The 21,755-nt window shown below is 74.0% G+C and carries 17 protein-coding genes; 7 read left to right on the top strand and 10 right to left on the bottom strand.

All coding sequences use genetic code 11. The features are described 5' to 3' along the window. Positions 1-451 precede the first annotated feature (451 nt). The 3 genes from nagA to ACQP2H_RS28625 are packed head-to-tail and all read right to left on the bottom strand — an operon-like array spanning position 452 to position 3,488. Positions 452-1,561, bottom strand: coding sequence for an N-acetylglucosamine-6-phosphate deacetylase (nagA, locus tag ACQP2H_RS28635; RefSeq protein ID WP_433233710.1), 1,110 nt, complete (start codon positions 1,559-1,561; stop codon positions 452-454). Then, positions 1,561-2,562 carry an ROK family protein gene (locus ACQP2H_RS28630; protein ID WP_433229525.1) on the bottom strand — a complete coding sequence of 334 codons (1,002 nt, stop codon included), beginning with the start codon at positions 2,560-2,562 and terminating at the stop codon, positions 1,561-1,563. The genes nagA and ACQP2H_RS28630 overlap by 1 nt, the downstream gene beginning before the upstream one ends. Beyond that, on the bottom strand, positions 2,559-3,488 hold the full coding sequence (locus ACQP2H_RS28625) for an SIS domain-containing protein (RefSeq protein ID WP_219464984.1): 930 nt from the start codon (positions 3,486-3,488) through the stop codon (positions 2,559-2,561). The genes ACQP2H_RS28630 and ACQP2H_RS28625 overlap by 4 nt, the downstream gene beginning before the upstream one ends. A gap of 197 nt (positions 3,489-3,685) precedes the next feature. On the opposite strand from ACQP2H_RS28625, the gene ACQP2H_RS28620 reads away from it, so the two are divergent. The 5 genes from ACQP2H_RS28620 (at position 3,686) to ACQP2H_RS28600 (ending at position 8,171) form a co-directional block, all read left to right on the top strand. Next, a complete protein-coding gene (locus ACQP2H_RS28620; protein WP_208567828.1) occupies positions 3,686-4,471 on the top strand; it encodes a DeoR/GlpR family DNA-binding transcription regulator in 786 nt (261 codons plus the stop codon). 119 nt (positions 4,472-4,590) lie between these two features. Continuing rightward, the gene (locus tag ACQP2H_RS28615; protein ID WP_433229523.1) at positions 4,591-5,601 is read left to right on the top strand and encodes an ABC transporter ATP-binding protein; all 1,011 of its coding nucleotides are present in this window, start codon (positions 4,591-4,593) and stop codon (positions 5,599-5,601) included. Continuing rightward, positions 5,598-6,611 (top strand): ABC transporter permease, encoded by a 1,014-nt coding sequence (locus ACQP2H_RS28610; RefSeq protein WP_357536391.1) that lies wholly within the window; start codon positions 5,598-5,600, stop codon positions 6,609-6,611. The genes ACQP2H_RS28615 and ACQP2H_RS28610 overlap by 4 nt, the downstream gene beginning before the upstream one ends. Before the next feature lie 173 nt (positions 6,612-6,784). Next, positions 6,785-7,315 carry a DUF3263 domain-containing protein gene (locus ACQP2H_RS28605; protein WP_219464981.1) on the top strand — a complete coding sequence of 177 codons (531 nt, stop codon included), beginning with the start codon at positions 6,785-6,787 and terminating at the stop codon, positions 7,313-7,315. A 343-nt stretch (positions 7,316-7,658) separates the two neighbouring features. Beyond that, entirely contained in the window at positions 7,659-8,171 is a 513-nt protein-coding gene (locus ACQP2H_RS28600; RefSeq protein ID WP_208567931.1) for a GNAT family N-acetyltransferase, read from the top strand. A 658-nt stretch (positions 8,172-8,829) separates the two neighbouring features. On the opposite strand, the gene ACQP2H_RS28595 is transcribed toward ACQP2H_RS28600, so the two are convergent. The 7 genes from ACQP2H_RS28595 to ACQP2H_RS28565 are packed head-to-tail and all read right to left on the bottom strand — an operon-like array spanning position 8,830 to position 17,452. Next, complete coding sequence (locus ACQP2H_RS28595) at positions 8,830-11,157, bottom strand: AAA family ATPase (protein ID WP_219464980.1); 2,328 nt, start codon at positions 11,155-11,157, stop codon at positions 8,830-8,832. 41 nt (positions 11,158-11,198) lie between these two features. Beyond that, positions 11,199-11,810 carry a hypothetical protein gene (locus ACQP2H_RS28590; protein ID WP_219464978.1) on the bottom strand — a complete coding sequence of 204 codons (612 nt, stop codon included), beginning with the start codon at positions 11,808-11,810 and terminating at the stop codon, positions 11,199-11,201. Between the two features lie 44 nt (positions 11,811-11,854). Continuing rightward, entirely contained in the window at positions 11,855-12,613 is a 759-nt protein-coding gene (locus tag ACQP2H_RS28585) for a GTP-binding protein (RefSeq protein WP_363819721.1), read from the bottom strand. Further along, positions 12,591-13,064, bottom strand: coding sequence for a DUF742 domain-containing protein (locus ACQP2H_RS28580; RefSeq protein WP_208567834.1), 474 nt, complete (start codon positions 13,062-13,064; stop codon positions 12,591-12,593). The genes ACQP2H_RS28585 and ACQP2H_RS28580 overlap by 23 nt, the downstream gene beginning before the upstream one ends. Then, entirely contained in the window at positions 13,061-13,531 is a 471-nt protein-coding gene (locus tag ACQP2H_RS28575) for a roadblock/LC7 domain-containing protein (RefSeq protein WP_208567835.1), read from the bottom strand. Before ACQP2H_RS28575 ends, ACQP2H_RS28580 begins: the two co-directional genes overlap by 4 nt. Next, positions 13,528-16,278, bottom strand: a complete 2,751-nt coding sequence (locus ACQP2H_RS28570) for a sensor histidine kinase (RefSeq protein WP_363819717.1) — start codon at positions 16,276-16,278, stop codon at positions 13,528-13,530. Before ACQP2H_RS28570 ends, ACQP2H_RS28575 begins: the two co-directional genes overlap by 4 nt. Then, on the bottom strand, positions 16,265-17,452 hold the full coding sequence (locus ACQP2H_RS28565; RefSeq protein WP_357536379.1) for a hypothetical protein: 1,188 nt from the start codon (positions 17,450-17,452) through the stop codon (positions 16,265-16,267). Before ACQP2H_RS28565 ends, ACQP2H_RS28570 begins: the two co-directional genes overlap by 14 nt. Positions 17,453-17,820: 368 nt before the next feature. Between ACQP2H_RS28565 and ACQP2H_RS28560 the strand changes: the two genes are divergently transcribed. Together ACQP2H_RS28560 and ACQP2H_RS28555 are read left to right on the top strand one after the other, a co-directional pair. Further along, entirely contained in the window at positions 17,821-20,691 is a 2,871-nt protein-coding gene (locus ACQP2H_RS28560; RefSeq protein ID WP_219464974.1) for an alpha/beta fold hydrolase, read from the top strand. Continuing rightward, positions 20,691-21,662 (top strand): ABC transporter permease, encoded by a 972-nt coding sequence (locus ACQP2H_RS28555; protein WP_363819711.1) that lies wholly within the window; start codon positions 20,691-20,693, stop codon positions 21,660-21,662. The genes ACQP2H_RS28560 and ACQP2H_RS28555 overlap by 1 nt, the downstream gene beginning before the upstream one ends. The last annotated feature ends 93 nt before the right edge of the window (positions 21,663-21,755 follow it).

Below are 21,755 nucleotides of genomic sequence, written 5' to 3'. Positions count from 1 at the left end.
GACCGGCCGGCTGGCACCGCAACACCGGCTCCGTCAACACCTCCGCCGCCAACACCTCCGCCGGTCAGGATGTGTGTTGCGCGTCCTTTAGACCTGATGACGTAGACGACTCGGGTACCCGGTGCGGCGCGTTCGCCGCACCGGGTTCGATGCGTCGGTCCGCTGTCGTCGGCCTTCGGGCACCGGCGCCTTCGGGCACCGGCGCCTTCGGGCACCGGCGCCTTCGGGCACCGGCGCCTTCGGGCACCGGCGTCTTCGGGTGCCCCGTGAACCGTTGACGTCATCAGCTCGAAAGGACGTGCACCGCACCCCCGGTGCTCGCCGGTCCGCACCTGTGAGCAGGTCGCCGGGGAGCCAGCGGGCCGCGTCACGGGGTGGCGGATGACCGGGGTCCCCGCCCAGGCCCGTCGCGTCGCCGTGTCGCACCAGCTGGGCGGGCGCGGCGGAGCGGTCAGTCGAGCCAGGTGCCGGCGCGCATCACCCGGACGACGTTCAGCTCGTCGTCGAGCACCACCAGGTCGGCGCGCAGACCCGCCTGGAGGGCACCGACCCGGTCGCCGAGGCCGATGGCGCGGGCCGGGGTGGTGGCGACCATGCGTACCGCGTCGGTGATCGGGATTCCGGCGGTGACGGCGTGCCGCAGCGCCGCGTCCATGGTGAGGGTGCTGCCGGCGATCGCCCCGTCGCGGGCCAGCCGGGCCACCCCGTCGGCCACGGCGACGGCCTGGCCGCCCAGCTCGTAGTCGCCGTCGGGCATGCCGGCGGCGGCCATCGCGTCGGTGATCAGCGCGACCCGTTCCGGGCCGGCCACGGCGGTGGCGAAGGTGAGCATCCCGTCGTGCAGGTGCACCCCGTCGGCGACCAGCTCACAGACCACGTTCGGGGCCTCCAGCAGGGCCACCACCGGGCCCGGTTCGCGGTGGTGCAGCGGGCGCATCCCGTTGAACAGGTGGGTTCCGACGCTCGCCCCGGCCGAGACGGCGGCCCGGGTCTGCTCCCAGGTGGCGTCGGTGTGGCCGACGGCGGCGACCACCCCGTGCGAGGTGAGCAGCTTGATGGCGTCCAGCGCGCCGGGGCGCTCCGGGGCCAGGGTGACCATACGGACCGTCCCCGCCCCCTCGGCGATGAGCTGCTCCAGCTCCTCGGTGGACGGGTCGCGGAGGAACTCCGGGTTCTGCGCGCCGCACCGGGCCGCCGACAGGTACGGGCCCTCGAAGTGGACGCCCGCCAGCACACCCTCGCCGACCAGCGGCGCGAAGGCGGCGGTCGCCGTGCGCATCAGGTCGAAGGGGGAGCTGACCAGGCTGGCCAGCAGGGTGGTGGTGCCGTGTCGCCTGTGGAACGCGGCGGCCTCCCGGGCGGCGTCGGCGTCACCGGTGGTGAAGGTGTACCCGCCCCCGCCATGGGTGTGCATGTCCACGAAACCCGGCACGATCCAGTGCCCGTCGCGTTTGGCCGGGTACTCGGCGACCGCGGTGATCCGCTCGCCGTCCAGCTCCACGCACCCCTGTCGGACCACGCCGGTCGGGGTCACCACCTTGCCGGTCACCCGCTGGGTCATCATCTCTCCAGAGTGTCGAGGGCGAGCAGGGCGGCACCGAGGCAGCCGGCCTCGTCGCCGAGGGCCGCCGCGACCAGGCGCGGCTCCCGATGGAAGGTCATCCGGTCGTGCAGGGCGGCGCGGAGCGGGCCGAGCAGTTGCTCGCCGGCCCGGGCCAGGCCGCCACCGATGACCATGGTGTCCACGTCGTAGAGGGCCTGGCCGGTGGCGAGCCCGTCGGCGAGCGCCTCGACGGCCTCCCGCCACACCCGCCCGGCCAGTTCCTCCCCGGCCGCCGCGCGCCCGGCCACGTCGGCCGCACTCGCCGCGCCCCGGGCCGGCATGGTGCCGGTCGGGACTGCCACGGGGTCGGTCGCGGGCGGGTCGGGGGGTGTACCGGCGGCCAGTTCGGCGTAGCGGCGGGCGATGGCCGAGGCGGACGAGACGGCCTCCAGGCAGCCGGGCCGGCCGCAACCGCAGCGCGGGCCGTCGGGGCGTACCAGGATGTGGCCGATCTCGCCGGCCGCACCGTGTGCGCCGACGGCGGCCGACCCGGCAACCACGTGCGCGGCGGCGATGCCGGTGCCGATCGCGACGAAGAGCACGTGCCGGGCGTCCCGGCCGGCACCGAGCCGGGCCTCGGCGATTCCGCCCACCCGCACGTCGTGGCCGAGCGCCGCCGGCAGCCCGAGCCGTGCACCCACCAGCTTGCGCAGCGGTACGTCCCGGAAGCCGACGTTGGCCGACCAGACCGCCACCCCGGCGGCCTCGTCGACCACCCCGGGCACGGCGACGCCGCAGGCCACCGGGGTCGACCCGGCGGCGCGGGCCCGGTCGGCCAGCCCTTCGGCGACGGCCAGGACGGTCTGCACCACGGCGTCCGGGCCGCGCCCGGCGTCGGTCGGGTGCCGTTCGGCGTGCGCCACGCTGCCGTCCGGGCGGACCAGGGCGCACTTCATGCCGGTGCCGCCGACGTCCAACGCGACGACGACCCGGTCGTCGCCCGTCGACCCGTCGGTCATGCCAGCACCACTGAGCGGGTCAGGTGCCGGGGCGCGTCCGGGTCCAGTCCCCGGCTGGTCGCCAGGGCCACCGCGAAGCGTTGGGCGAGGATCAGGTCGGCCATCGGGTCGACCGGGGTCCGGCCGGCCGCCCAACTGCCCAGCACGGTGTGGCACCCGTGGTGCCGGCTGTGCACGAACGCCGCCCCGGTGGCCGCCACGTCCTCGGGCAGCCCGTCGGGCAGCTCACCGAAGGCCCAGACCAGCCGGCCGGGGCCGGCGATCGAGATGGGGCCGTGCCGGTAGTCCATCGCCGGGTACGCCTCGGCCCAGAAGGTGGCCGCCTCGCGGCACTTCAGCGCGGCCTCCTGGGCCAGCCCGACCGTCCAGCCGCGACCGAGGAAGGTGGCCTGGTCGATGCGGGCCGGGTCGAGCGGCAGCGGGGCCCGCACGGCGACCTCGGCGTCGGCGGCCAGCGCCTCGACGTTGTCGCCGAGGTGGGCGCGCAGCAGCGCCAGGGCGCTGGTGGCGAACCGGGTCTGCACCACCGAACGTTCGTCGGCGAAGGGCATCGGCACGGCCGTGTCGGCCAGCGTGGCGGCGGGCGAGGCGGGGTCACCGACCAGGACGGTGGTGGGGGTCCGGTCGCGCAGCGCGGCGAGCAGGTCGAGGACCTCGGTGGTGGTGCCGGAGCGGGTGACCGCGATCAGCCGGTCGTAGTGGCGGTCGGCGGGGAACTCGCTGGCCTGGAAGGCGTCGGTCTCGCCGTGGCCGGCGCGCTCGCGTAGCCCGGCGTACGCCATGGCCATGAACCACGACGTGCCGCAACCGACGACGGCGACCCGCTCGCCGGGGCGGGGGAGGCTGGTGGCGACGGTGCCGGCCAGCCGGGCGGCCTCCCGCCAGCAGTCGGGCTGGCTGGCGATCTCCGCGTCGACGTACGCCATGGGGAACTCCTCGCACAGGGGAGGGAGGTGCGCAATACGGCTCATTACTACCGTCTTTCGCGCGTTATTCTGCGCGAAACGGGGTGCGCGTGGCAACCTGCCCCGGGACCGCGCAGAGGCGGGTTTTGCGCACCGGGAGTTTCGCGCACTACTGTGCACGCCATCGATCACCCTTCGTGCAGAGTCGGAGGCCCCCCGTGGACCGGTACGCCAGGTGGAACGCTCTGCTCGAAATGCTCACCGGCAGCGGGCGGGTCAGCGTCGAGGAGGCCGCCGAGCGGCTCGACGTCTCGCAGGCCACCATCCGACGCGACTTCGACCAGCTCGCCCAGCAGCAGATGATCACCCGGACCCGGGGTGGCGCGGTCGCCAACGGCGTCTCCTACGACCTGCCGCTGCGGTACAAGACGGCCAAGCACTCCGCCGAGAAGCAGCGGATCGGGGCCGCCGCCGCCGCGCTCGTCTCCCCGGGCACCGTGGTCGGCCTCAACGGCGGCACCACCAGCACCGAGGTGGCGCGCGCCCTGGCCGTCCGCCCCGACCTGAACACCAGCGCCGAGGGCGCCCAGCTCACCGTGGTCACCAACGCGCTGAACATCGCCAACGAGCTGCTGGTCCGCTCCCGGATGAAGGTGGTGGTCGCCGGGGGTGTGGTGCGGCCGAAGTCGTTCGAGCTGGTCGGGCCGCTGGGTGGGGCGCTGCTGCGCGAGGTCACCCTCGACGTCGCCCTGTTGGGCGTGGACGCGCTCGATCCGCAGCTGGGTGCCGCCGCCCACCACGAGGGGGAGGCGGCGATGAACAACCTGATGGTGGCGCGGGCCAAGCGGGTCGTGATCATCGCGGACTCGTCCAAGCTGGGCGGTCACGCGTTCGCCCGGATCTGCCCGGTGGAGCGGGTGGAGACCCTGGTGACCGACTCCGGGGCGGCCCCCGAACTGGTCGATGCGTTCCGCGCCGCCGGAGTGGCCGTCATCTGCGCCTGAGTGGCCCGTTGATACACCGTCGGTAGTGAATTGCGCACCGATGCATACCGGGTATTGCCCTGGCGGGTATACCGAGTATGGTGACCGCTGTCATCAGCCACCATCGGGGGAGGCGCAGCTTGTCGGCTGTCCTGGAGATCGAAGGTCTACGTAAGACGTACAAGAGCCGTCGGCGCGGTGTCCGCAACGCGCTGGACGGTTTCGACATGCGGGTGGAGGCCGGTCAGGTACACGGCTTCCTCGGCCCCAACGGGTCGGGCAAGACCACCACCCTGCGTACCCTGCTCGGGCTGATCCAGCCCGACGGCGGGCGGATGGCCATCCTCGGCCACGAGGTGCCCGGCGCACTGCCCACCGTCGCCGGCCAGGTCGGCGCGATCGTGGAGAGCCCGCAGTTCTTCCCGCACTTCTCCGCCCGGGACACCCTGTCCCTGCTGGCCGGGGCCGGCGACGTCCCCGCCGTACGGGTCGACGAGGTGCTCGAACTGGTCGGGCTGCGGGACCGGGCCGGTGAGCGGGTCAAGACGTACTCGCTCGGCATGAAGCAGCGGCTCGCCGTCGCGTCCGCCCTACTCAAGAACCCCAAACTGCTGATCCTCGACGAGCCGGCCAACGGCCTCGACCCGGGCGGCATCCGGGAGATGCGCACCCTGATGCGCACCCTCGCCGAATCCGGGATGACCGTGGTGCTGTCCAGCCACATCCTCGGCGAGATCCAGCTCATCTGCGACGAGGTCACCATCATCTCGCTGGGCCGTCGGGTTGCCGCCGGTCCGGTGGAGCAGGTGCTGGCCCAACACTCGCACGGTGGCGTACGGGTACGCCTGGACACCGCCGAGGACCTCGCCGCCGCCGCCGAACTGCTCGGCCGGGCCGGTGTCGCGGTCACCCGTCACCCCGACCACCTGATGCTGGCCGGCGTGGACAAGCCGGCCGCGGTCAGCCGGCTGCTCGCCGAACAACACCTGTACGTCAGCGAACTGGCCCCGGTCGCGGTGGACCTGGAGAGCGTTTTCCTGGAGATCACCGCCACCGCGCCGGTCCCCGGTCAGCACCGGCAGGTCGACCAGTCCGCCAAGATCGGCGAGCCCGGCCACGCCGGCGGCACCACGGGAGGGTGGGGCGCATGAGCCTGTACGTCACCGAACTGCGTCGGCTGGCCAAGCGCCGGCTCACCCGGGTCATGCTGGTCCTGCTCGTACTCGGCCTGACCGGCATCGTCACCGCCTTCGCCTTCTCCAGCCACAAGCTCTCGCCTGCGGTCATCGCCCAGGCGCAGGCAGAGTCGGACGCGAACTTCCGCGACGCCGTCAAGGAATGGGAACGCTCGATCGCCGACTGCGACGCGGCCAAGGCCCGGGGCGAGCAGACCGAGGACCGGTACGGCCCGAACTGCGGCCGGGACTGGAAGCCCACCCCGGAGATGTTCGACCCGAAGTGGAACCTGCCCTACCAGTTCGACTTCCGGGCCGAGTTCGGGGTCTTCATCGCCGTCTTCGCCGGGGCGGTGGCGCTGTTCGCCTTCCTGATCGGTGCCTCCTTCGTGGGGGCCGAGTGGAGCACCGGCGGGATGATGAACCTGCTGCTGTGGCGGCCGAAACGGCTCACCGTGCTCGGCACCAAACTGGCCGCCGTGCTCACCACCCTGACCGGGGTGACCGTGGTGCTCGGCGCGCTGTGGACCCTGGCCTTCTGGCTGATCGCCTCCAACCGGGGGACCACCGAGAAGGTCACCTCCGGGGTGTGGCAGTCCGCCGGGATCAGCGGTCTGCGGGCATGGGGGCTGATCCTCGCCGTCGGCGCGGTGGCCTTCGCGCTGGCCTCGCTGGGCCGGCACACCGCGATGGCGCTCGGCGTGGCCGTCGGCGTGGGAGTGGTCAGCGAGATCGGCATCCGGATCGCCATGACGATCGCCGGGGTCCGGTTCGGGGACCGCTGGGTGCTGTCCACCTATGCGCTCGCCTGGTTCGAAAAGAAGTGGACGCTGGTCGACTACCGCTCCTGCGAGCTCGTCCAGGGCGAGTGCACGCCGAAGGAAATGCTGGTGACCTGGCAGGACTCGGCCCTGGTGTTCGGCATCGGCACCGCCGTGGTGATGGTGGCCGCGTTCTGGATGATGCGTCGGCGCGACATCACCTGAGCCGGGTGCCGCCCGGTTCGGGCGGCATCCCGACGCGGCGGGCCCGTGTCGACCGACGGTCGACACGGGCCCGCCCGTCGTCTGCGGTGCCTCGCCCGTTGCGGGTGGAGCGTCACCCACCCTGGTTAAGCTGGGTTTACCCCGCCCAGCCGCCCACCCTGCCGAGGAGCGCCATGCCGCCCGCCGATGCCGTTCCCCGGTCCGACCCGTCACCGGAGCCGGTCGACACGCCGCCGCAGGTGCCCTCGCCGCGGTCGGCCCCGGCCGCCGAGCGGGCGTTGGCCCCGACGGCCGAACGGGCGTCGATCCCGGACGCCGAGCGGGCGTTGGCCCCGGCCGCTGAACGGGCGTTGGCCCCGACGGCCGAGCGGGCGTCGGCCCCGGCCGCCGAGCCGACTGGTGGGCAAGCGTCGGTTGACGGCGACGAGCCGGCCGGTGCCGTGCGTGCCGGTGCGCGACCGTCGGTCGATGTCGACGAGCTGTCCGAGCGGGAGCTGCGCATCCTCGCCTTCGAACTGCAGTGGTGGCGGCACGCTGGAGCGAAGGAGCAGGCCATCCGGGACACGTTCGGGCTCTCCGCCACTCGCTACTACCAGTTGCTCAACGGGCTGTTGGACCGCCCTGCCGCCCTGGTCGCCGAGCCGCTGCTGATCGGCCGCCTGCGTCGACTGCGCGCCTCCCGGGCCCGCAACCGACGTCGCTGAACCCCGGGACACCGATGGCCCATCGAGACGGCGTAACGCCCCACCGGCCGGCGGTCGGTCCCGTCGCCCCCCGGGCCGCACGGCGGTCGGTCCCGCCACCCGGCCGCATGGTGGCCGGTCCCCGCTCCCGGGCCGCACGGGTCGGGGTCGCGCCTGCCGGGTCGCGCGGCGGTGTGACGCCGCTTCGTCGACCGGTGCGTGGAAGGGGTGTGGCGGACGCTCCTGACAGCGGAGCGTGAGGTGAGCTGCGCTGATGGGACGACCGGCCGAGACCTACGACCAGACCGACAGTCACCTCCCAAAGGGGTGGACGACAGCCGGCAGGGGCGGCAGACTGCGGCACGTGGTAGGCGCGGTACGACTGGAACCGGTCGACGAGACGAACCTGGAGTCGTTGCTATCCGTAGCGGCGGCCGAGGCCGAGCCGAGTGATGTCATGCCCCCGGTGGACGCCCCTGCCGGCTGGTCGCACGCTCGTCGGGAGGCGTTCCGGGAGTTCCACCGGGCCAGCTTCGGTGGCCTGGACGGGCCGACCCGCACCCTGATGTTCGCCGTGTGCGTCGGCGGCGAGGTGGTGGGCATGGTGCGGATGGCCCGCTGCGACACCCCCGGGGTGGCGGAGACCGGGATGTGGCTCGGCCGGTCGGCCCGGGGCCAGGGCCTCGGCGCGGCGGCCCTGCGGGAGTTGCTCAACGTCGCGGCGGCCGCTGGTATGCACTCGGTCGTCGCGGACACCACCCCGGACAACGGGGGAGCCATCGCGGTGCTGCGCAACTGCGGCGCGCAGCTGCGCGAGAGCGGTGGCAAGGTGTACGCGGAGATCTCGCTCGACGCGACCCCGCCCGCCGCCGGCTGACCCGCTTCCGTCGGGAGCACCATCGGCGCGGGCAGCGGAGCGCTGGTCGCGGGCGAACGCGACGCGGCCGGTGTGTCACACCGGGCGACGACGGAGCGCTTCGATTGCGGCCCGTGGTCTTTGTGGCATACGGAATGCGTCAGCCGGAGCGCCGAAGCGCCGGAGGGGCGGTGCGGCGAGGCGGCGAAGCGGCGGTGCGGCGGTGCGGTGAAGCTGCGGTGCGGCGGTGCGGCGGTGCGGCGGTGCGGTGAAGCGGTGGTGTGGTGAAGCGGTGGTGCGGCCTGCACGACACCCATGCTTCCCACGATCAGTGATATGCCAGGCTGGCATACTTATGCCGCTCAGGCATACCGCTCAGTGCAGGATCTACTTGTCCGCAGCGACACGCCCGAACGGCAGGATCTACTTGTCCGCGGCGACACGCCCGAACGGGTGGCCCAGACACCCAAGCCGCCAGGCATCACCCGGTCGGCCAGGCTGGCGGCCGGCTGTCCAGCCCGGAGGTCCGCACCTTCCCGCCCGCAGGCCCCGGCCCGGTCCACCGTGCGAAGTCCGCCGGCCCGGCTCACCGCCCGCAGGCCCCCGGCCTGGCCCACCGTGCGAAGCCCGCCGGCCCCGGCCCACCACGCCAAGCCCGCCGACCCGGAGCAGGCCCTGTTCAGCCCGCGTGTTTGTCGGCGTAGGCGGCGAGCCAGGCGACCTGCGCCGGGTCCAGGGAGGGGCGGACCCGGTCGCGGGCGGTGGCCACGTGCGCGGCGGTGACCGTGGCGGCGGACAGCGACTCCCGCATCGCGGCCAGCGCCGCCTCCCGCACCAGCGCCGCACAGTCCGCCGCCGAGAATCCGGTCAGCTCCTCGCCGAGCGTCGCCAGGTCCACGTCCTCGGCGAGTGGCACGGCGCGGGACGCGGCCCGGAGGATCTCCGCGCGGGCCGGGCCGTCCGGCGGCGGCACGTACACCAGCCGCTCCAGCCGGCCGGGGCGCAGCAGGGCCGGGTCGACCAGGTCCGGCCGGTTGGTCGCCCCGATCACCACCACGTTGCGTAGCGCCTCCACCCCGTCCAACTCGGTCAGCAAGGCGGCGACCACCCGGTCGGTCGTACCGCCGTCGGTGGCCTGGCCGCGCACCGGGGCCAGCGCGTCCATCTCGTCGAGGAACACCAGCGTCGGCGCGGCCTCGCGGGCCCGGCGGAACAGCTCCCGGACCGCCCGCTCGCTCTCCCCGACCCACTTGGAGAGCAACTCGGCGCCCTTCACCGACAACACGTTCGCCCGGCCGGTCCCGGCCAGGGCGGTCACCAGGTAGGTCTTGCCGCACCCGGGCGGCCCGTAGAGCAGCACCCCCCGGGGTGGTTGCACCCCCAACCGGGCGAAGGTGTCCGGGTAGGTCAACGGCCAGAGCACCGACTCGGTGAGGGTCTGCTTCACCTCACCGAGGCCGCCGACGTCGTCGAGGGTGACCGTGGCCAGTTCCAGCGTGGACGCCGCCATGGTGGTCGGTCGGACCACCTCCAGCGCCGCCGAGAAGTCCGCCATCGCCACCGTCGGTGTCTCGGCGGTCTTCTGCCGCAGCGCCGCCCGCACCCCGGCCTCCCGGACCAGCGCGGCCAGGTCGGCGGCGACGAACCCGGGGGTACGCCCGGCCACCTCGTCGAGCCGGACGTCCTCGGCCAGCGGCACCTGCCGGGTCAGTACGGTCAACTGCTCCCGGCGCAACGCCGGGTCGGGCAACGGCACCGTGATCCGCAGCGACAGCAGGTCGGGCGCGCGTAACCCCGGGTCGACCGACTCCGGGCGGGACGTGGTGCACACCACCGCCGTACCGGATCGGACGGCCCCGGCGAGCACCTGCCGGAACACGGTGGCCAACGGGCCGGCGTCCTCCGCCGGGGCCAGCGCCTCGACGTCGGTGACCAGCAACACGGCCGGCCCGCCGTCTGCCAGGTCGGCGACGGTCTCGCGCAACCGGCGGGCCGCCGCGTCGTTGGTCAGCGCGGCGAGTTCCGGGGCCCACAGCGGGCGGACCCGGGCCCCGACCGTCCTGGCCACCGCCCGGACCAGCGCCGACTTGCCCGATCCGGCCGGCCCGCTGAGCAGCACACCGAGCGAGACCGTGGTGCCCAGCCGGCCCAGCACCTCACCGTGGTGGAAACCCAGGTCCAGCAGTTCGGTCAGTTCCTCGGCCTGGGCGCGTAACCCGGGCAGCTCGTCCACGTGTGGCACGTCGTCGTCCGCCGCCTCGGTGACGGTGCCGGCCGTCGGCCCACCGGCCGTCGGACCGGTCGGGGTCCCCGCCGCCGAAACGGAGGTCTCCGCCGCCGAAGTGTCGGTGGTCCGGCCGCCGGGCCGGGGACGGTCGGCACCTGCGGTGGTATCCCGGTGCGGTCGGGCCGGGCCGGAGGAGCCGTGCGTGACGTGGCCGTGTTCCCAGCCGACCACGGTGTCCATGGTCACCAGGGCGCCGGTCTCCGGTTCGGCGGCGACCACGGTCAGCAGGGTGCTCGTCCAGGCGTACCCGACGGTGTTGGCGAGGCTGCGCCGGGCGGCCTCGACCAGGCCGCGCACCGAGGCGTCGGGGAGGACGTCCTGGGGCAGCAGGGAGACGTTGTCACCTTCGGTGACGACCTTGCCGAGCAGGGCGAGTCGCAGCATCTCCGGGGACACCGCGGCGACCACCGCCACCGGGCCGGCCAGGGTCACCCGCCGGGCCGGGGTGACCGGGGCGGGCGCGACCGTCACCTGGCCGCCGTCGCGCAGCCCCAGGTTGCCCAGGGTGAGATCGTCGGCGTAGAGCAGGGCGGCGCTCGTGGTCGGTTCGGCGGGCGCGACGATCCCGGCGGTCACCCGCCTGCCGGCCAGCCGTACCGGGTCACCCGGGCGCAGCGCCAGAGCGGTCAGCACCTCCGGGTGCAGCCGGACGATGCCGCGTCGGGCGTCCAGCGCGGCCGGGCGCAGGCTGGCGGTCAGGGTCAGGTCCGGTTCGGGCATCGCCCGACAGTAGCCGCCCGCCGCAGCGGACGGTCCGCTGGTCAGCCGTCGTGGTCGAGCAACGTCGGGTCGCGACGGATCAGCTCGGCCAGCCGGGCCGCCGGGTCGACACCGGGCATCTCCCGGGCCGGCGTCCAGGCCGGTGGGGTCCGCTCCGCCAGCGGCCAGGCAGGCGGTGGGGTGTTCCGGGGGTCGCTGCCGCCCTGCACCCCGGGCTCCGCCCGCTCGTTGCGGGCACCGGGCTCGGTCCGTTCGATCCGCAGCGGGTACGTCCGCCCGGCGTACTCGACCCGCAGCGCCACGGTCAGCCCGGGGTGGGCGGCGACCACCCGACGTACCGCCTCGGCCACCTCCTCGACCGGGTCGGACCCGCCGGCGGCGGGCTCCCCCGGCCCGGTCCAACCGGGCCCGGCCCGGACCAGTTCCGCCGGCGCGGCACCGGGGCGCCCCGGACCGGCAGGTGCCACCGGGTGCGCTGGTCCGGTCGGTGCCGTCGCCGGGTGCACCGGTTCCGTCGTGGCCCGGCCGGTGGTCGTGAAGGCCAGGGTCGACCCGCCGTCGTCGGCCTCCGCGCCCTGGTCGGCCGACCGGCGACGGCGGGCCTCCTCACGGCGTGCCAGCCGGGCCAGTGTCTCGTCCAGACCACCTCTCATGACGTCCCCCTCTCCCGTGGAAACGGCCCCGAGCGCCGATTCGTTCAGATGCCCTTCTCCCGCACCGCCCGGTCCAGTGCCCGGTCCAGGACGACCAGCAGGGCGTCCCGCACCGAGAGCCGGTCCCTGGCGTCGAACTGCACCAGCGGTACGTGGTCACCGATCGCCAGCGCCCACCGGATCGCGCCCAGCTCGTGCGTCAGCCGACCGTCGAAGGTGTTCACCCCGACCACGAAGGGCAGGCCGGCCCGCTCGAAGAAGTCGATCGCCGGGTAGCAGTCGTCCAGCCGGGAGCTGTCCACCACCACCAGCGCGCCGAGCGCCCCCCGGGCCAGGTCGTCCCACATGAAGCCGAACCGGTCCTGGCCCGGTGTGCCGAACAGGTAGAGCTTCAGGCTCCGGTCGATGGTCACGCAGCCGAAGTCCATCGCCACCGTGGTGGTGGTCTTCGTGCTGCGGGTCCCCGGATCGTCCACGCCGATGCCGGCGCTGGTCATCTCGGCCTCGGTGGTGAGCGGGGCGATCTCGGAGATCGCGCCGACCGTGGTCGTCTTGCCCACCCCGAAACCGCCGGCGATCAGGAGCTTGACCGGGATCGGTGGGGCGACGGCCGGCCCGGTCCCGGTACGGGTGTCCGGCGCGGGCACGGTCGCCGCCGCCGGTCGGTACGCCGGTGGCGGCGACGGGTGCGGCGGTGCCGTCGGGGGGCCGCCCACCGGCTGCCCGTAGCGGGCGGAGGCACTGTTCGCGGCGAGCCCGCCGAGCGGGGCGACCGGCCATTCAGGAGATCGCACGGAGTCCATCAATCACTCGCAGGATGAGGTCGGGGTCAAATGCGTCGTCGACGGCGCCGACGTGCACGTCGAGGTGGCCGGCGGCCCGCAGGTCACCGACCAGCACCCGGGTCACGCCGAGCTGTAGCCGCATCCGGGCGGAGATCTCGGCCACCGAGATCGGTTCAGCGCACAGGGCGACGATCGCCTGTAGCTCGGGGGCGAGCAGGGCCGACAGCAGCGCCGCCCGGGCCGGCTCGGACCGGGCGGTGACCTGGGTCTCCAGGCCGATGGCCGGGTCCGCGCCGGCCACCCGTCCAGCGGTCAGTACGAACGGGCGGGGGCTGGCCGGTCGGTCGGTCTGCGGTTCGGGGGCGGGGACCGGTGTCGCTGTCCCGTCCCCCGTCGGGGCGCGCAGGTAGGGGCGGACCCGGACCGACGGTTCGGGTTCCGGTTCCGCACCGGCGGCGTCCCGGGTCATTGCTGAACGGCGTTCTTCAGCTCGGCGATGAGTCTCGGTGTCAGTGCCCCGCCGGCCCGGCCGGCGAAGAGCGTCATCTCGTACGCGACGGTGCCCAGGTTGGCCGACCGGTCGGCGATCACGCCGAGTACCGAGCCGCTGCTGATCGCGGTGATCAGCAGGTAACCGTCGGCCATGTCCACGATCACCCGGTTGAGCCCGCCGAGGGCGTACCAGCTGGCGGCACCGCCGGCCAGGCTGGTCATGCCGGAGACGACGGCCGCGAGGCGTTCCGCGTTGGACCGGTCCTTGATCGACGACATGGCCATCAGCAGCCCGTCGGAGGAGACCGCGATGGCTTCCAGGACACCGGCGGTGCTGGAGGTGAACGAGTCCAACAGCCAGTTGAAGGTGCGCGCCTCCGCGCTGAGATCCCCGGCCGGGTGGTTCTGGTAGTCGACGTTCTCGTGTACGTGCGGGCTGGTCACCGTGTCGTTCCTTCTTCAGTGCGGTGGTCGGGACGGACTTCGCGTAGAGCCCGGGCGACGCCCGTCTCGAACGCGTTGATGAGATCGCGGACCTCGCCGGGATCTCCCGGATGCTGGCTGGGCGGTTGCCGAGGGGGTGAGACGGCCAGGTTGGCGCCCGGTACCCGTCGGGTCAGGCGGGGTGTCGCCGGCTCGGCTGGGGGTGCGGCGGCGGGCCTTGCCTGTTCGGCCCGCTGCACCCCGGACTGGAACTGCTCGACCAGGGCGCGGGCGGCGGCCGGGTCGGCCCGGGTGCCGTCCACCGGGCCGACGACGGGGGCGGTGTGCGGCAGGCTGGCCCCGGGAACCCGCTGCCGGATCCCGGGCGGCGGGGCGGGCCGGTCCGTGGGGAGCGGGGTGGCCTGCGCGACCGTGGGGAGCATGGTGGCCTGCGGGACCGTCGTACGGGGCTGGGCGTCTGCCGGGGTCACCGTGGCGGTGCCCCGGACCGGCGGGGCCGCCCCGGCGACGACCGGGTCGGTGTCGGCGGGCGCGGCCGGTTGCGGGTCGGCCGGCACGGTGCCGAACGCGTCCCAGGGGCCGGCGGATTCCATGCTGCGGGTCGCCTTGCTGAGCAGCGTCGGATCGAATCCGGGCAATGCCGTGGGGTCGACCAGTGGCCAGGTCGGCCCCGCCTCCACCAGCGGCCGGCTCGGCGCCGCGTCGACGGGTGGCCGGGTCGGCGTCGCGTCGAGCACGGCCGGTGTCCGGCCGGTCCGGGCCGGTCCGTCGACACCGGGCGCGGCGGTGGTCCCGGCCCGGTCCCGCGACGGGAGTACGGCGGGGCCGGCCGTGGTGGGCCGGTCCCGGGAGGACAGGGCGGCGCGGGCGACGGGTTGCCCGTGACGCCCGGTGGTGGCGCGCACCAGGGCGGAACCGGGGAGCACCAGGCTGGCGGTCACCCCACCACCGGCGGTCGGGGTGAGTTCCACCGCCCAGCCGTGCCGGCGGGCCAGCCGACCCACCACGAAGAGCCCGAGCACCTCGGACGGGGCCAGGTCCAGCCGTTCCCGGCGGGTGAACCTGGCGTTCTCCTCGGCCAGCCGCTGCTCGCTCATGCCGATGCCCTGGTCGATCACGGCCAACCGGGCACCGTCGTCGGTCGGTTCGGCGGTGACCACGACCCGGGTGTGCGGCGGGGAGAACACGGTGGCGTTCTCCATCAGCTCGGCCAGGGCCAGCACCAGGTCGCCGATGATCGCCGGTACGGCGACCACCTCCGGGGGGACCCGCACGTCCACCCGGGTGTAGTCCTCGATCTCACCGAGCGCCAACCGGACCACGTCGGCCACCGGGACCGGTGCGACGTGTGCGTCGTCGCCCGCCGCGCCGGAGAGCACCACCAGGCTGCCCGCGTTACGGCGCAGCCGGCTGGAGATGTGGTCGAGCCGGTACAGGTGCTCCAGCCGGCCCGGCTCGGTCTCCTGCTGCTCCAGTCGGTCGATCAGGGCGATCTGCCGGCCGACCAGGTTCTGGGTACGTCGGCCGACGTGACCGAACATCTGGGCCACGTTGCGTCGGCTCGCCACCTGCCGTTCCACCAGCCGGGCGGCGGTGTTCTGCACCCGTTCGAAGGCGCGGGCCAGGTCGCCGATCTCGTCGCGGGCACCCACGTCGACCGGGTCGAGGCGGACCGGTGGGACGGTCTCCGACTCGTCGTCGGCGACCCGGACCAGCTCGGACTCGGCGACCCGGGCGACCCGGTCGGCGGAGCGGGTGAGCCGGGTGAGCGGCCGGGCCACCGCCCGGCCGACCGCGATGGTGAGCAGGATGACCGCGATCAGGACCAGGACGATCAGCAGGGTCACCCAGTACGCCCCGGCGAGCGCCACCTGCCGGTCGGCGCGCACCTCGGCGGTGACGTCGGCGGCCAGTTTCTTCTCCACGAACTGGCCCAGGGTGATCATCGAGGAGACGGTGGGGAAGAGGGTCGCCACGTCCAGCGAGCCGATCGCCGTGGCCGGGTCCAGGGCGCTCTGGTTGATGAAGTTCGGGCCGGTGCGGTTGGCGACCGCCACTTCCTCCAGGGTGAGCAGGTCGAGCTGCTCGGGGGTGACCAGGGCCTGGAGCCGGGCGCTCTCGTCGGAGAGGACGGCGAAGTTCGCCACGTAGGCGGTGACGGTCTGGGCGCTGGGCCGGGCGGCGACCAGCACGATCAGGGTGGCGCCGGCGCTGAGGCTCTCACCGGTGCGCAGCAGGCCGTCCAGGGCCAGCACCTGCCGCCCGGTCGGGGTGCGGGTGTCCGCGTTGAGGCGGAGCTGAAGTGAGTTGATCAGGGCGGTGTTCACCGGCCCGTATCCGGCCATGAGCTGGTCCGGGCCGGTCTGCCCGGCCACCGCCGCCGTCCGCAGGGCGGCCAGTTGGCGTACCCCGTCCAGGGCGGTGTCGACCTCTGCCGGCAGGGCGTCGCCGAACTCGGCGCGCAGGTCGGCGATCCGGTCGTCCACCTCGGCGACCTTCTGCACCAGGTCGGTGCGCTCGACCTGCTTGAGCAGCAGGCCGATGGCGAGCAGGCGTTCCTGCTGGAGGTGTTGGAGGATCGTGCCGACCCGGCTGGCGATCCGGACCCGGTCGGCGAGGTCGCCGGCCCGCTGCGCCACGGTGGCCCGGTCCCAGACCACCGGCACGGTGAGCCCGACCATGCAGAGCAGGGGGACCATCAGCAGTAGGGCCAGCTTGCCCCGGATCCGGAGCCTACCGAGCAGCATCGAAGGGCCTCCACCGGTCGGGTTCGGAGCTCTGGCCCACCGGCTGGAGCACCGGCACCGGTCCGGCCGGTGGCCGACCGGACCGCGTCGGCGGCTCCCACCGGGTGGCGGCGGTGGTTTCGGCCGGGTCGCCGGGTGCGGCGTCCCGGCCGGGCGGGGTGCCGGTGCGGCGCGGCAGCCAACCGCTCGCGCCGAGCGCCGCCAGGAGCAGCACGGCCACCCCGCCGGCGGCGAGGATCAGCAGGGCGTCGCGGTCGAGCTGGTCGATGCGCTGGCGGAGGAGCCGGTCCAGTTCGTCGAGGATGACCGGCTGGAGTTCCCGGGCGGCGGTCTGCGCCTGGCTCCGGGCAGCGGTGAGTTTCGTCAGGTCGACCGCTTGCGTACGGTTGTCTGGCTGGGACAGCGCCGCCAACGCCTCGACCGCCCGCTGGTAGTTGTCGAACGGGGTGAGCACGTCCGCGCCGATGCCGGCGCTCTCCGAGGTCTCCACCACCGTCTGGAGGTCGTCGACCAGGTCGCCCGCCGGTTGCAGGGCGGCGAACCGGAGGGTCGCCAGTTGGCCCAGGGAACGGGCCTGTTCGGCGGCGGGTCGTCGTGGCATCAGCACGGCCAGGTCGACGAGCCGGCCGGCGGCGACCACGGCCTCCGGCATCTCCTCGCCGACGCCGTCCTGGAGGAAGTACGAGTCGGAGCCGGGGTCCCGGATCAGGCCGGAGGTCTCCCGGATCTTGCCGTGCAGGGCCAACAGCAGATCGGTGACCTCGCCGTACGCGGTGAAGGCGACCTCCGGGTCGGTGAGTGACCGGCTCGGCAGTCCCTCCAGTTTGGCCCGCAGCCCGGCCCACCGCTCGGTGCTGCGCAGCTCGCCGCCGATGCGGGTGTCGACCGCTGCGGCCGCCTCCACCGCCCGGTCCAGGGCGTCGCGGGGCACCGAACGGCCGGCGACGGCGGCGGTCTGCACGTTCACCAGCGCCTCGGTGACCGGGCCGAGGACGCGCAGGTACTCGACGCCGAGGCGTTCCCGTTCGGCCAGCTCCCGGTCGGCGTCCACCAACTGGTGACCCCGTACGACGAGGAACGCCACCGGCAGCAGCAGCGCGGTGGCGAGTAGCAACGGCAACAGGCGGCCCGGTGTCCTGGGCCGTCGACGGACCCGCGAGGCGGGAACGGTCATGGTGGTCTCCTCCGGCGGCGGCGCAGGGGGTCGGGGATGGCGTGGAACTTCGGTCCCGTGCGTCGGACCGGAACCTAATCGAAGGGCGATCCCTGGCCGGAGGTCTGCACCGGTCAGTTTTGCGTCACTTCGAGTGATGTGACGCGACATCAACCTTCCCGACACGCTCCGTACTGTTGTCGGAGTGACATGCTCGTTTCCATTGTGATATAGCGCATTAAGCGTGAATTCACGGAGTCCGAACTCGTTCTGGGTGAACGCCGGGTGACCTTGTGCGTTTGACCTGTCCGGCCGACGATTGGCCGACCAGGACGGACGTACGGCGGATCTCAGCCAACGCTCAGGTTCCGGGCCGTACCGTGAGCCGAATGAAATCGCCGCTGTCGGCTGCCCGGCTCCGCCGTGCCCTGCCCACCGGCCGCCGCGCGGTCGCCGCGTCGGTGGGCGTCGTCCTGCTGGCGGGGGTCGTCGGCTGGGCGGTCTGGCCGGACCGGCCGGACTTCCGCACCGAGTCGACCGCGCTCACCGTGCGCTCCGGGCCCGGCGGCGACGAGCCCGTCGACCTGGACACCACGCTCTACCTGCCGCGCGGCGCTACGGCCGACCGGAAGGTCCCGGCCGTGCTGCTGGCGCACGGCTTCGGCGGTACGAAGGACTCCGTCCGCGCCGACGCCGAGGACCTGGTGGGGCAGGGCTACGCGGTGCTGACCTGGACGGCGCGGGGCTTCGGCCGCAGCGGCGGGCAGATCCACCTGGACAGCCCCGACTACGAGGTGCGCGACGCCCAGCGGCTGCTGGACTGGCTGGCCGCCCGCCCCGAGGTGCGTACCGACGCCGCCGGTGACCCCCGGGTCGGGGTGGTCGGCGGCTCGTACGGCGGCGGGCTGGCCCTGCTGCTGGCCGCGCAGGACCCCCGGGTCGACGCGATCGTCCCCATGATCACCTGGAACGACCTGTCCCGCGCCTTCCTGCCGGAGAACACCGGCAAGCCGGCCACCGAGGGCGTGTTCAAGAAGGGCTGGGCCGGCATCTTCTTCGGCGGTGGCGGCAGCGCCGGTTCCGGGCCGGCCGGGCTGTCCGGCAACACCGCCGCGGCCCAGCCGGAAGGGGCACCCGCGTCGGCCGGTGCGCCCAGCCCTCGGCCCGGTGGCGGCCCGGGCAGCGGATCGTCGCGCGCCCCGGGGGCCGCCGCCGACCCGTCCTGTGGCCGGTTCGCCGCCGACGTCTGCGCCGCGTACCTGCGGATCGCCACCACCGGGCGGGCCGACCAGGCGGCGGTGGACCTGCTCCGGCGTTCCTCCCCGGCCGACGTGCTGGGCCGGATCAAGGCCCCCGCCCTGCTGGTGCAGGGCGAGGCGGACACCCTCTTCCCGCTCACCGAGGCGGACGCCAACGCACGCGGCATCGCCGCCGCCGGCACCCCCGTGCGGGTGGCCTGGTTCACCGGCGGCCACGACGGCGGCACCGGCCCGACAAGCGACTCCGACCGGGTGAAGTACCTGACCGTGCAGTGGCTGGACCACTACGTCAAGGGCACCGGCGCGGCCCCCGGCGACGACTTCACGTTCTCCCGGATCGCCGGTTTCGACGCCCTCGACCGGGGCCTCGTCGCCACCGGTTACCGCACCGCCGACTATCCCGGGGTGACCGGGGACGCCCGGCGCGAGGTGCCGGTCACCGGGTCGGCCCAACCGGTCGCCAACCCGCCCAACGGCAACCCGGCGGCGATCTCGGCGATCCCGTTCGCCGGGTCGCTCGGCTCCCTGCTCGACGGGGTCGCCGGCGACGTACCCGGCCAGCACGCCCGGTTCGAGTCGACACCGCTGACCGAGGCGGTGGACGTGGTGGGTGCACCCACCGTCACCGTCCGGGCCGCGTCGGCGACCGGCGAGGCGGTCCTGTTCGCCAAGCTCTACGACGTCGACCCGGCCGGTGCGGCGACGCTGCCCGACGGGCTGGTCGCCCCGATCCGGTTGACCGGCCTGCCGGCCACCATCGATGCCGCGCAGCCGGTCCAGGTGACCCTGCCGGCGATCGTCCGCCGGGTCGAGGCCGGGCACCGGCTGCGGGTGGTGCTGGCCACCGCCGACCAGGCGTACACCACACCTGCCGAGCCGGCCGTCTACACGGTGGCGGTCGACGGGGCGGTGAGCCTGCCGACGGTCACCGCCACCCCGATCCCGACCACCGCCACGGTGTGGCGCTGGGTGCTGGTCGGCCTGCTGGCCGCGATCCTGATCGGGCTCGTCGTGGTCGTCGCCGTGGTCCGCCGCCGGCACCGCCGCCAGGACGACTCCGTCCATCCCGAGTACGCGGGCATCCCGCTCGCCGTCCGTGATCTGCGCAAGGAGTACGCGGACGGGTTCGTCGCGGTGTCCCGGGTGGACTTCGAGGTGCACCCCGGCCAGGTGATGGGCCTGCTCGGCCCGAACGGCGCCGGCAAGACCACCACCCTGCGGGTGCTGATGGGGTTGACCCAGCCGACCGCCGGGGAAATCTACGTCTTCGGACACCGGCTGGTGCCCGGCTCGCCGGTGCTGTCGCGGATCGGCGCGCTGGTGGAGGGGCCCGGTTTCCTGCCGCACCTGTCCGGCCTGGACAACCTGAGGGCGTACTGGCGGGCGACCGGGCGGCCGTGGGCCGACGCGCACTTCGACGAGGCGTTGGAGATCGCCGGCCTGGGCGACTCGGTGCACCGGCGGACCAAGAACTACAGCCACGGCATGCGGCAGCGGCTGGCCATCGCGCAGGCCATGCTGGGCCTGCCGGAGCTGCTGGTGCTCGACGAGCCGACCGACGGGCTCGACCCGCCGCAGATCGCCGAGATGCGCCGGGTCCTCCAGCGGTACGCCACCGACGGCCGGGCGGTGCTGGTCTCCAGTCACCTGCTGGCCGAGGTGGAGCAGACCTGCACGCACGCGGTGGTGGTCAACAAGGGCCGGATCGTCGCCTCGGGCCCGGTGGAGGAGATCGTCGGCGAGTCGCCGAGCACCCTGTTCGAGGTGACCGACCAGGCCGCCGCGCGGGCGGTGCTGAGTCGCCTCGACGCGGTGCAGGTGCTGACCGCCGACGACGCCGGTGGGCTGGTGGTGGACACGAACGGGACCGCCCGCAGCGAGGTGGTGGCCGAGCTGGTCCGGGCCGGGATCGGGGTGGACCGGGTGGTGCCACGGCGTCGCCTGGAGGACGCGTTCCTCGCCCTGGTGGGCGAGAACTCTCGGGGAAGCGGTGACCGGTGATGGCAGGTTCTGCGGCGGGTTCGGCGTCGGGCCGGGGACCGGACGGCGGCACGACGGCGGGCGGCTCGGCCTCCGTCGGCACGGCTCCGGGCGGGTCCGGGCGGGGATCGTTCGGGCCGGGTGGGGCGGCGGTCGGGTACCGGCCGGGGGCGACCCTGCCGTTCGGGGCGGAGTTCCGCCGGCAGGCGTCGCGGCGGCGTACCCAGTTGGCACTCGGTTTCATGGTGCTGCTGCCGTTGATCATTCTGGTGGCGTTCCAGTTCGAGTCCGGGGACGACGACGGCAGCGGGCGCGGCGAGTTCTCCAGCCTCGCCGACCTGGCCACCTCGGGCGGGCTCAACTTCACCCTCTTCTCGATCCTGGTGTCGGCGTCGTTCCTGCTGGTCGTGGTGGTGGCGCTGTTCTGCGGTGACACGGTGGCCAGCGAGGCGAGCTGGGGCAGCCTGCGCTACCTGCTGGCGGTGCCGGTGCCCCGGGCCCGACTGTTGACGGTGAAGCTGCTGGTGGCGCTGGCGTACTCCGGGCTGGCCCTGCTGTTGTTGGCCGGCACGGCCCTGCTCGCCGGCACCCTGCGCTACGGCTGGTCGCCGCTGACCAGCCAGGTCGCCGCCGAGCTGACCCCGACCGAGGGGCTGGTACGGCTGCTGGCGGTGCTCGGCTACCTGGCGGTGGTCCTGCTGGTGGTGGCCGGGCTGGCGTTCCTGCTGTCGGTGATCACGGATGCTGCGCTGGGCGCGGTCGGCGGCGCGGTGCTGCTGTGGATCCTGTCCAGCATCCTGGATCAGATCACCGCGCTGGGGGCGCTGCGCGACTTCCTGCCGACCCACTACAGCAGCGCCTGGCTGGGCCTGCTGTCCACCCCGATGCAGACCGACGACGTGGTCCGGGGCGCGATCTCGGCGATCAGCTACGCCACCCTGTTCTGGGGGCTGGCCTTCTGGCGCTTCACCCGCAAGGACGTCACGAGCTGACGGCCGGTCTGACCCGGCCCGGCGGGCGGGGCAGTCGGGCGGCTCGCGGGCCGATAGTGCGCCATCACTGCTGTCGGACACCGCACCATCGGC

The organism is Micromonospora sp. CA-248260 (assembly GCF_050942205.1).
Lineage (GTDB): Bacteria > Actinomycetota > Actinomycetes > Mycobacteriales > Micromonosporaceae > Micromonospora > Micromonospora antibiotica.
The sequence above is the reverse complement of the archived record's forward strand: the minus strand, read 5'-3'. Positions and strand labels throughout refer to the sequence as shown.

Excerpts from the sequence above, each read along its gene's own strand:
- ACQP2H_RS28595 (WP_219464980.1), bottom strand. The coding sequence starts at position 11,157 with ATGCCCGAACCGGACCTGACCCTGACCGCCAGCCTGCGCCCGGCCGCG.
- ACQP2H_RS28555 (WP_363819711.1), top strand. The coding sequence starts at position 20,691 with ATGGCAGGTTCTGCGGCGGGTTCGGCGTCGGGCCGGGGACCGGACGGC.
- ACQP2H_RS28610 (WP_357536391.1), top strand. The coding sequence starts at position 5,598 with ATGAGCCTGTACGTCACCGAACTGCGTCGGCTGGCCAAGCGCCGGCTC.
- ACQP2H_RS28565 (WP_357536379.1), bottom strand. The coding sequence starts at position 17,452 with ATGACCGTTCCCGCCTCGCGGGTCCGTCGACGGCCCAGGACACCGGGC.
- ACQP2H_RS28580 (WP_208567834.1), bottom strand. The coding sequence starts at position 13,064 with ATGACCCGGGACGCCGCCGGTGCGGAACCGGAACCCGAACCGTCGGTC.
- ACQP2H_RS28630 (WP_433229525.1), bottom strand. The coding sequence starts at position 2,562 with ATGACCGACGGGTCGACGGGCGACGACCGGGTCGTCGTCGCGTTGGAC.
- ACQP2H_RS28590 (WP_219464978.1), bottom strand. The coding sequence starts at position 11,810 with ATGAGAGGTGGTCTGGACGAGACACTGGCCCGGCTGGCACGCCGTGAG.
- ACQP2H_RS28605 (WP_219464981.1), top strand. The coding sequence starts at position 6,785 with ATGCCGCCCGCCGATGCCGTTCCCCGGTCCGACCCGTCACCGGAGCCG.
- ACQP2H_RS28560 (WP_219464974.1), top strand. The coding sequence starts at position 17,821 with ATGAAATCGCCGCTGTCGGCTGCCCGGCTCCGCCGTGCCCTGCCCACC.
- ACQP2H_RS28570 (WP_363819717.1), bottom strand. The coding sequence starts at position 16,278 with ATGCTGCTCGGTAGGCTCCGGATCCGGGGCAAGCTGGCCCTACTGCTG.
- ACQP2H_RS28585 (WP_363819721.1), bottom strand. The coding sequence starts at position 12,613 with ATGGACTCCGTGCGATCTCCTGAATGGCCGGTCGCCCCGCTCGGCGGG.
- nagA (WP_433233710.1), bottom strand. The coding sequence starts at position 1,561 with ATGACCCAGCGGGTGACCGGCAAGGTGGTGACCCCGACCGGCGTGGTC.
- ACQP2H_RS28625 (WP_219464984.1), bottom strand. The coding sequence starts at position 3,488 with ATGGCGTACGTCGACGCGGAGATCGCCAGCCAGCCCGACTGCTGGCGG.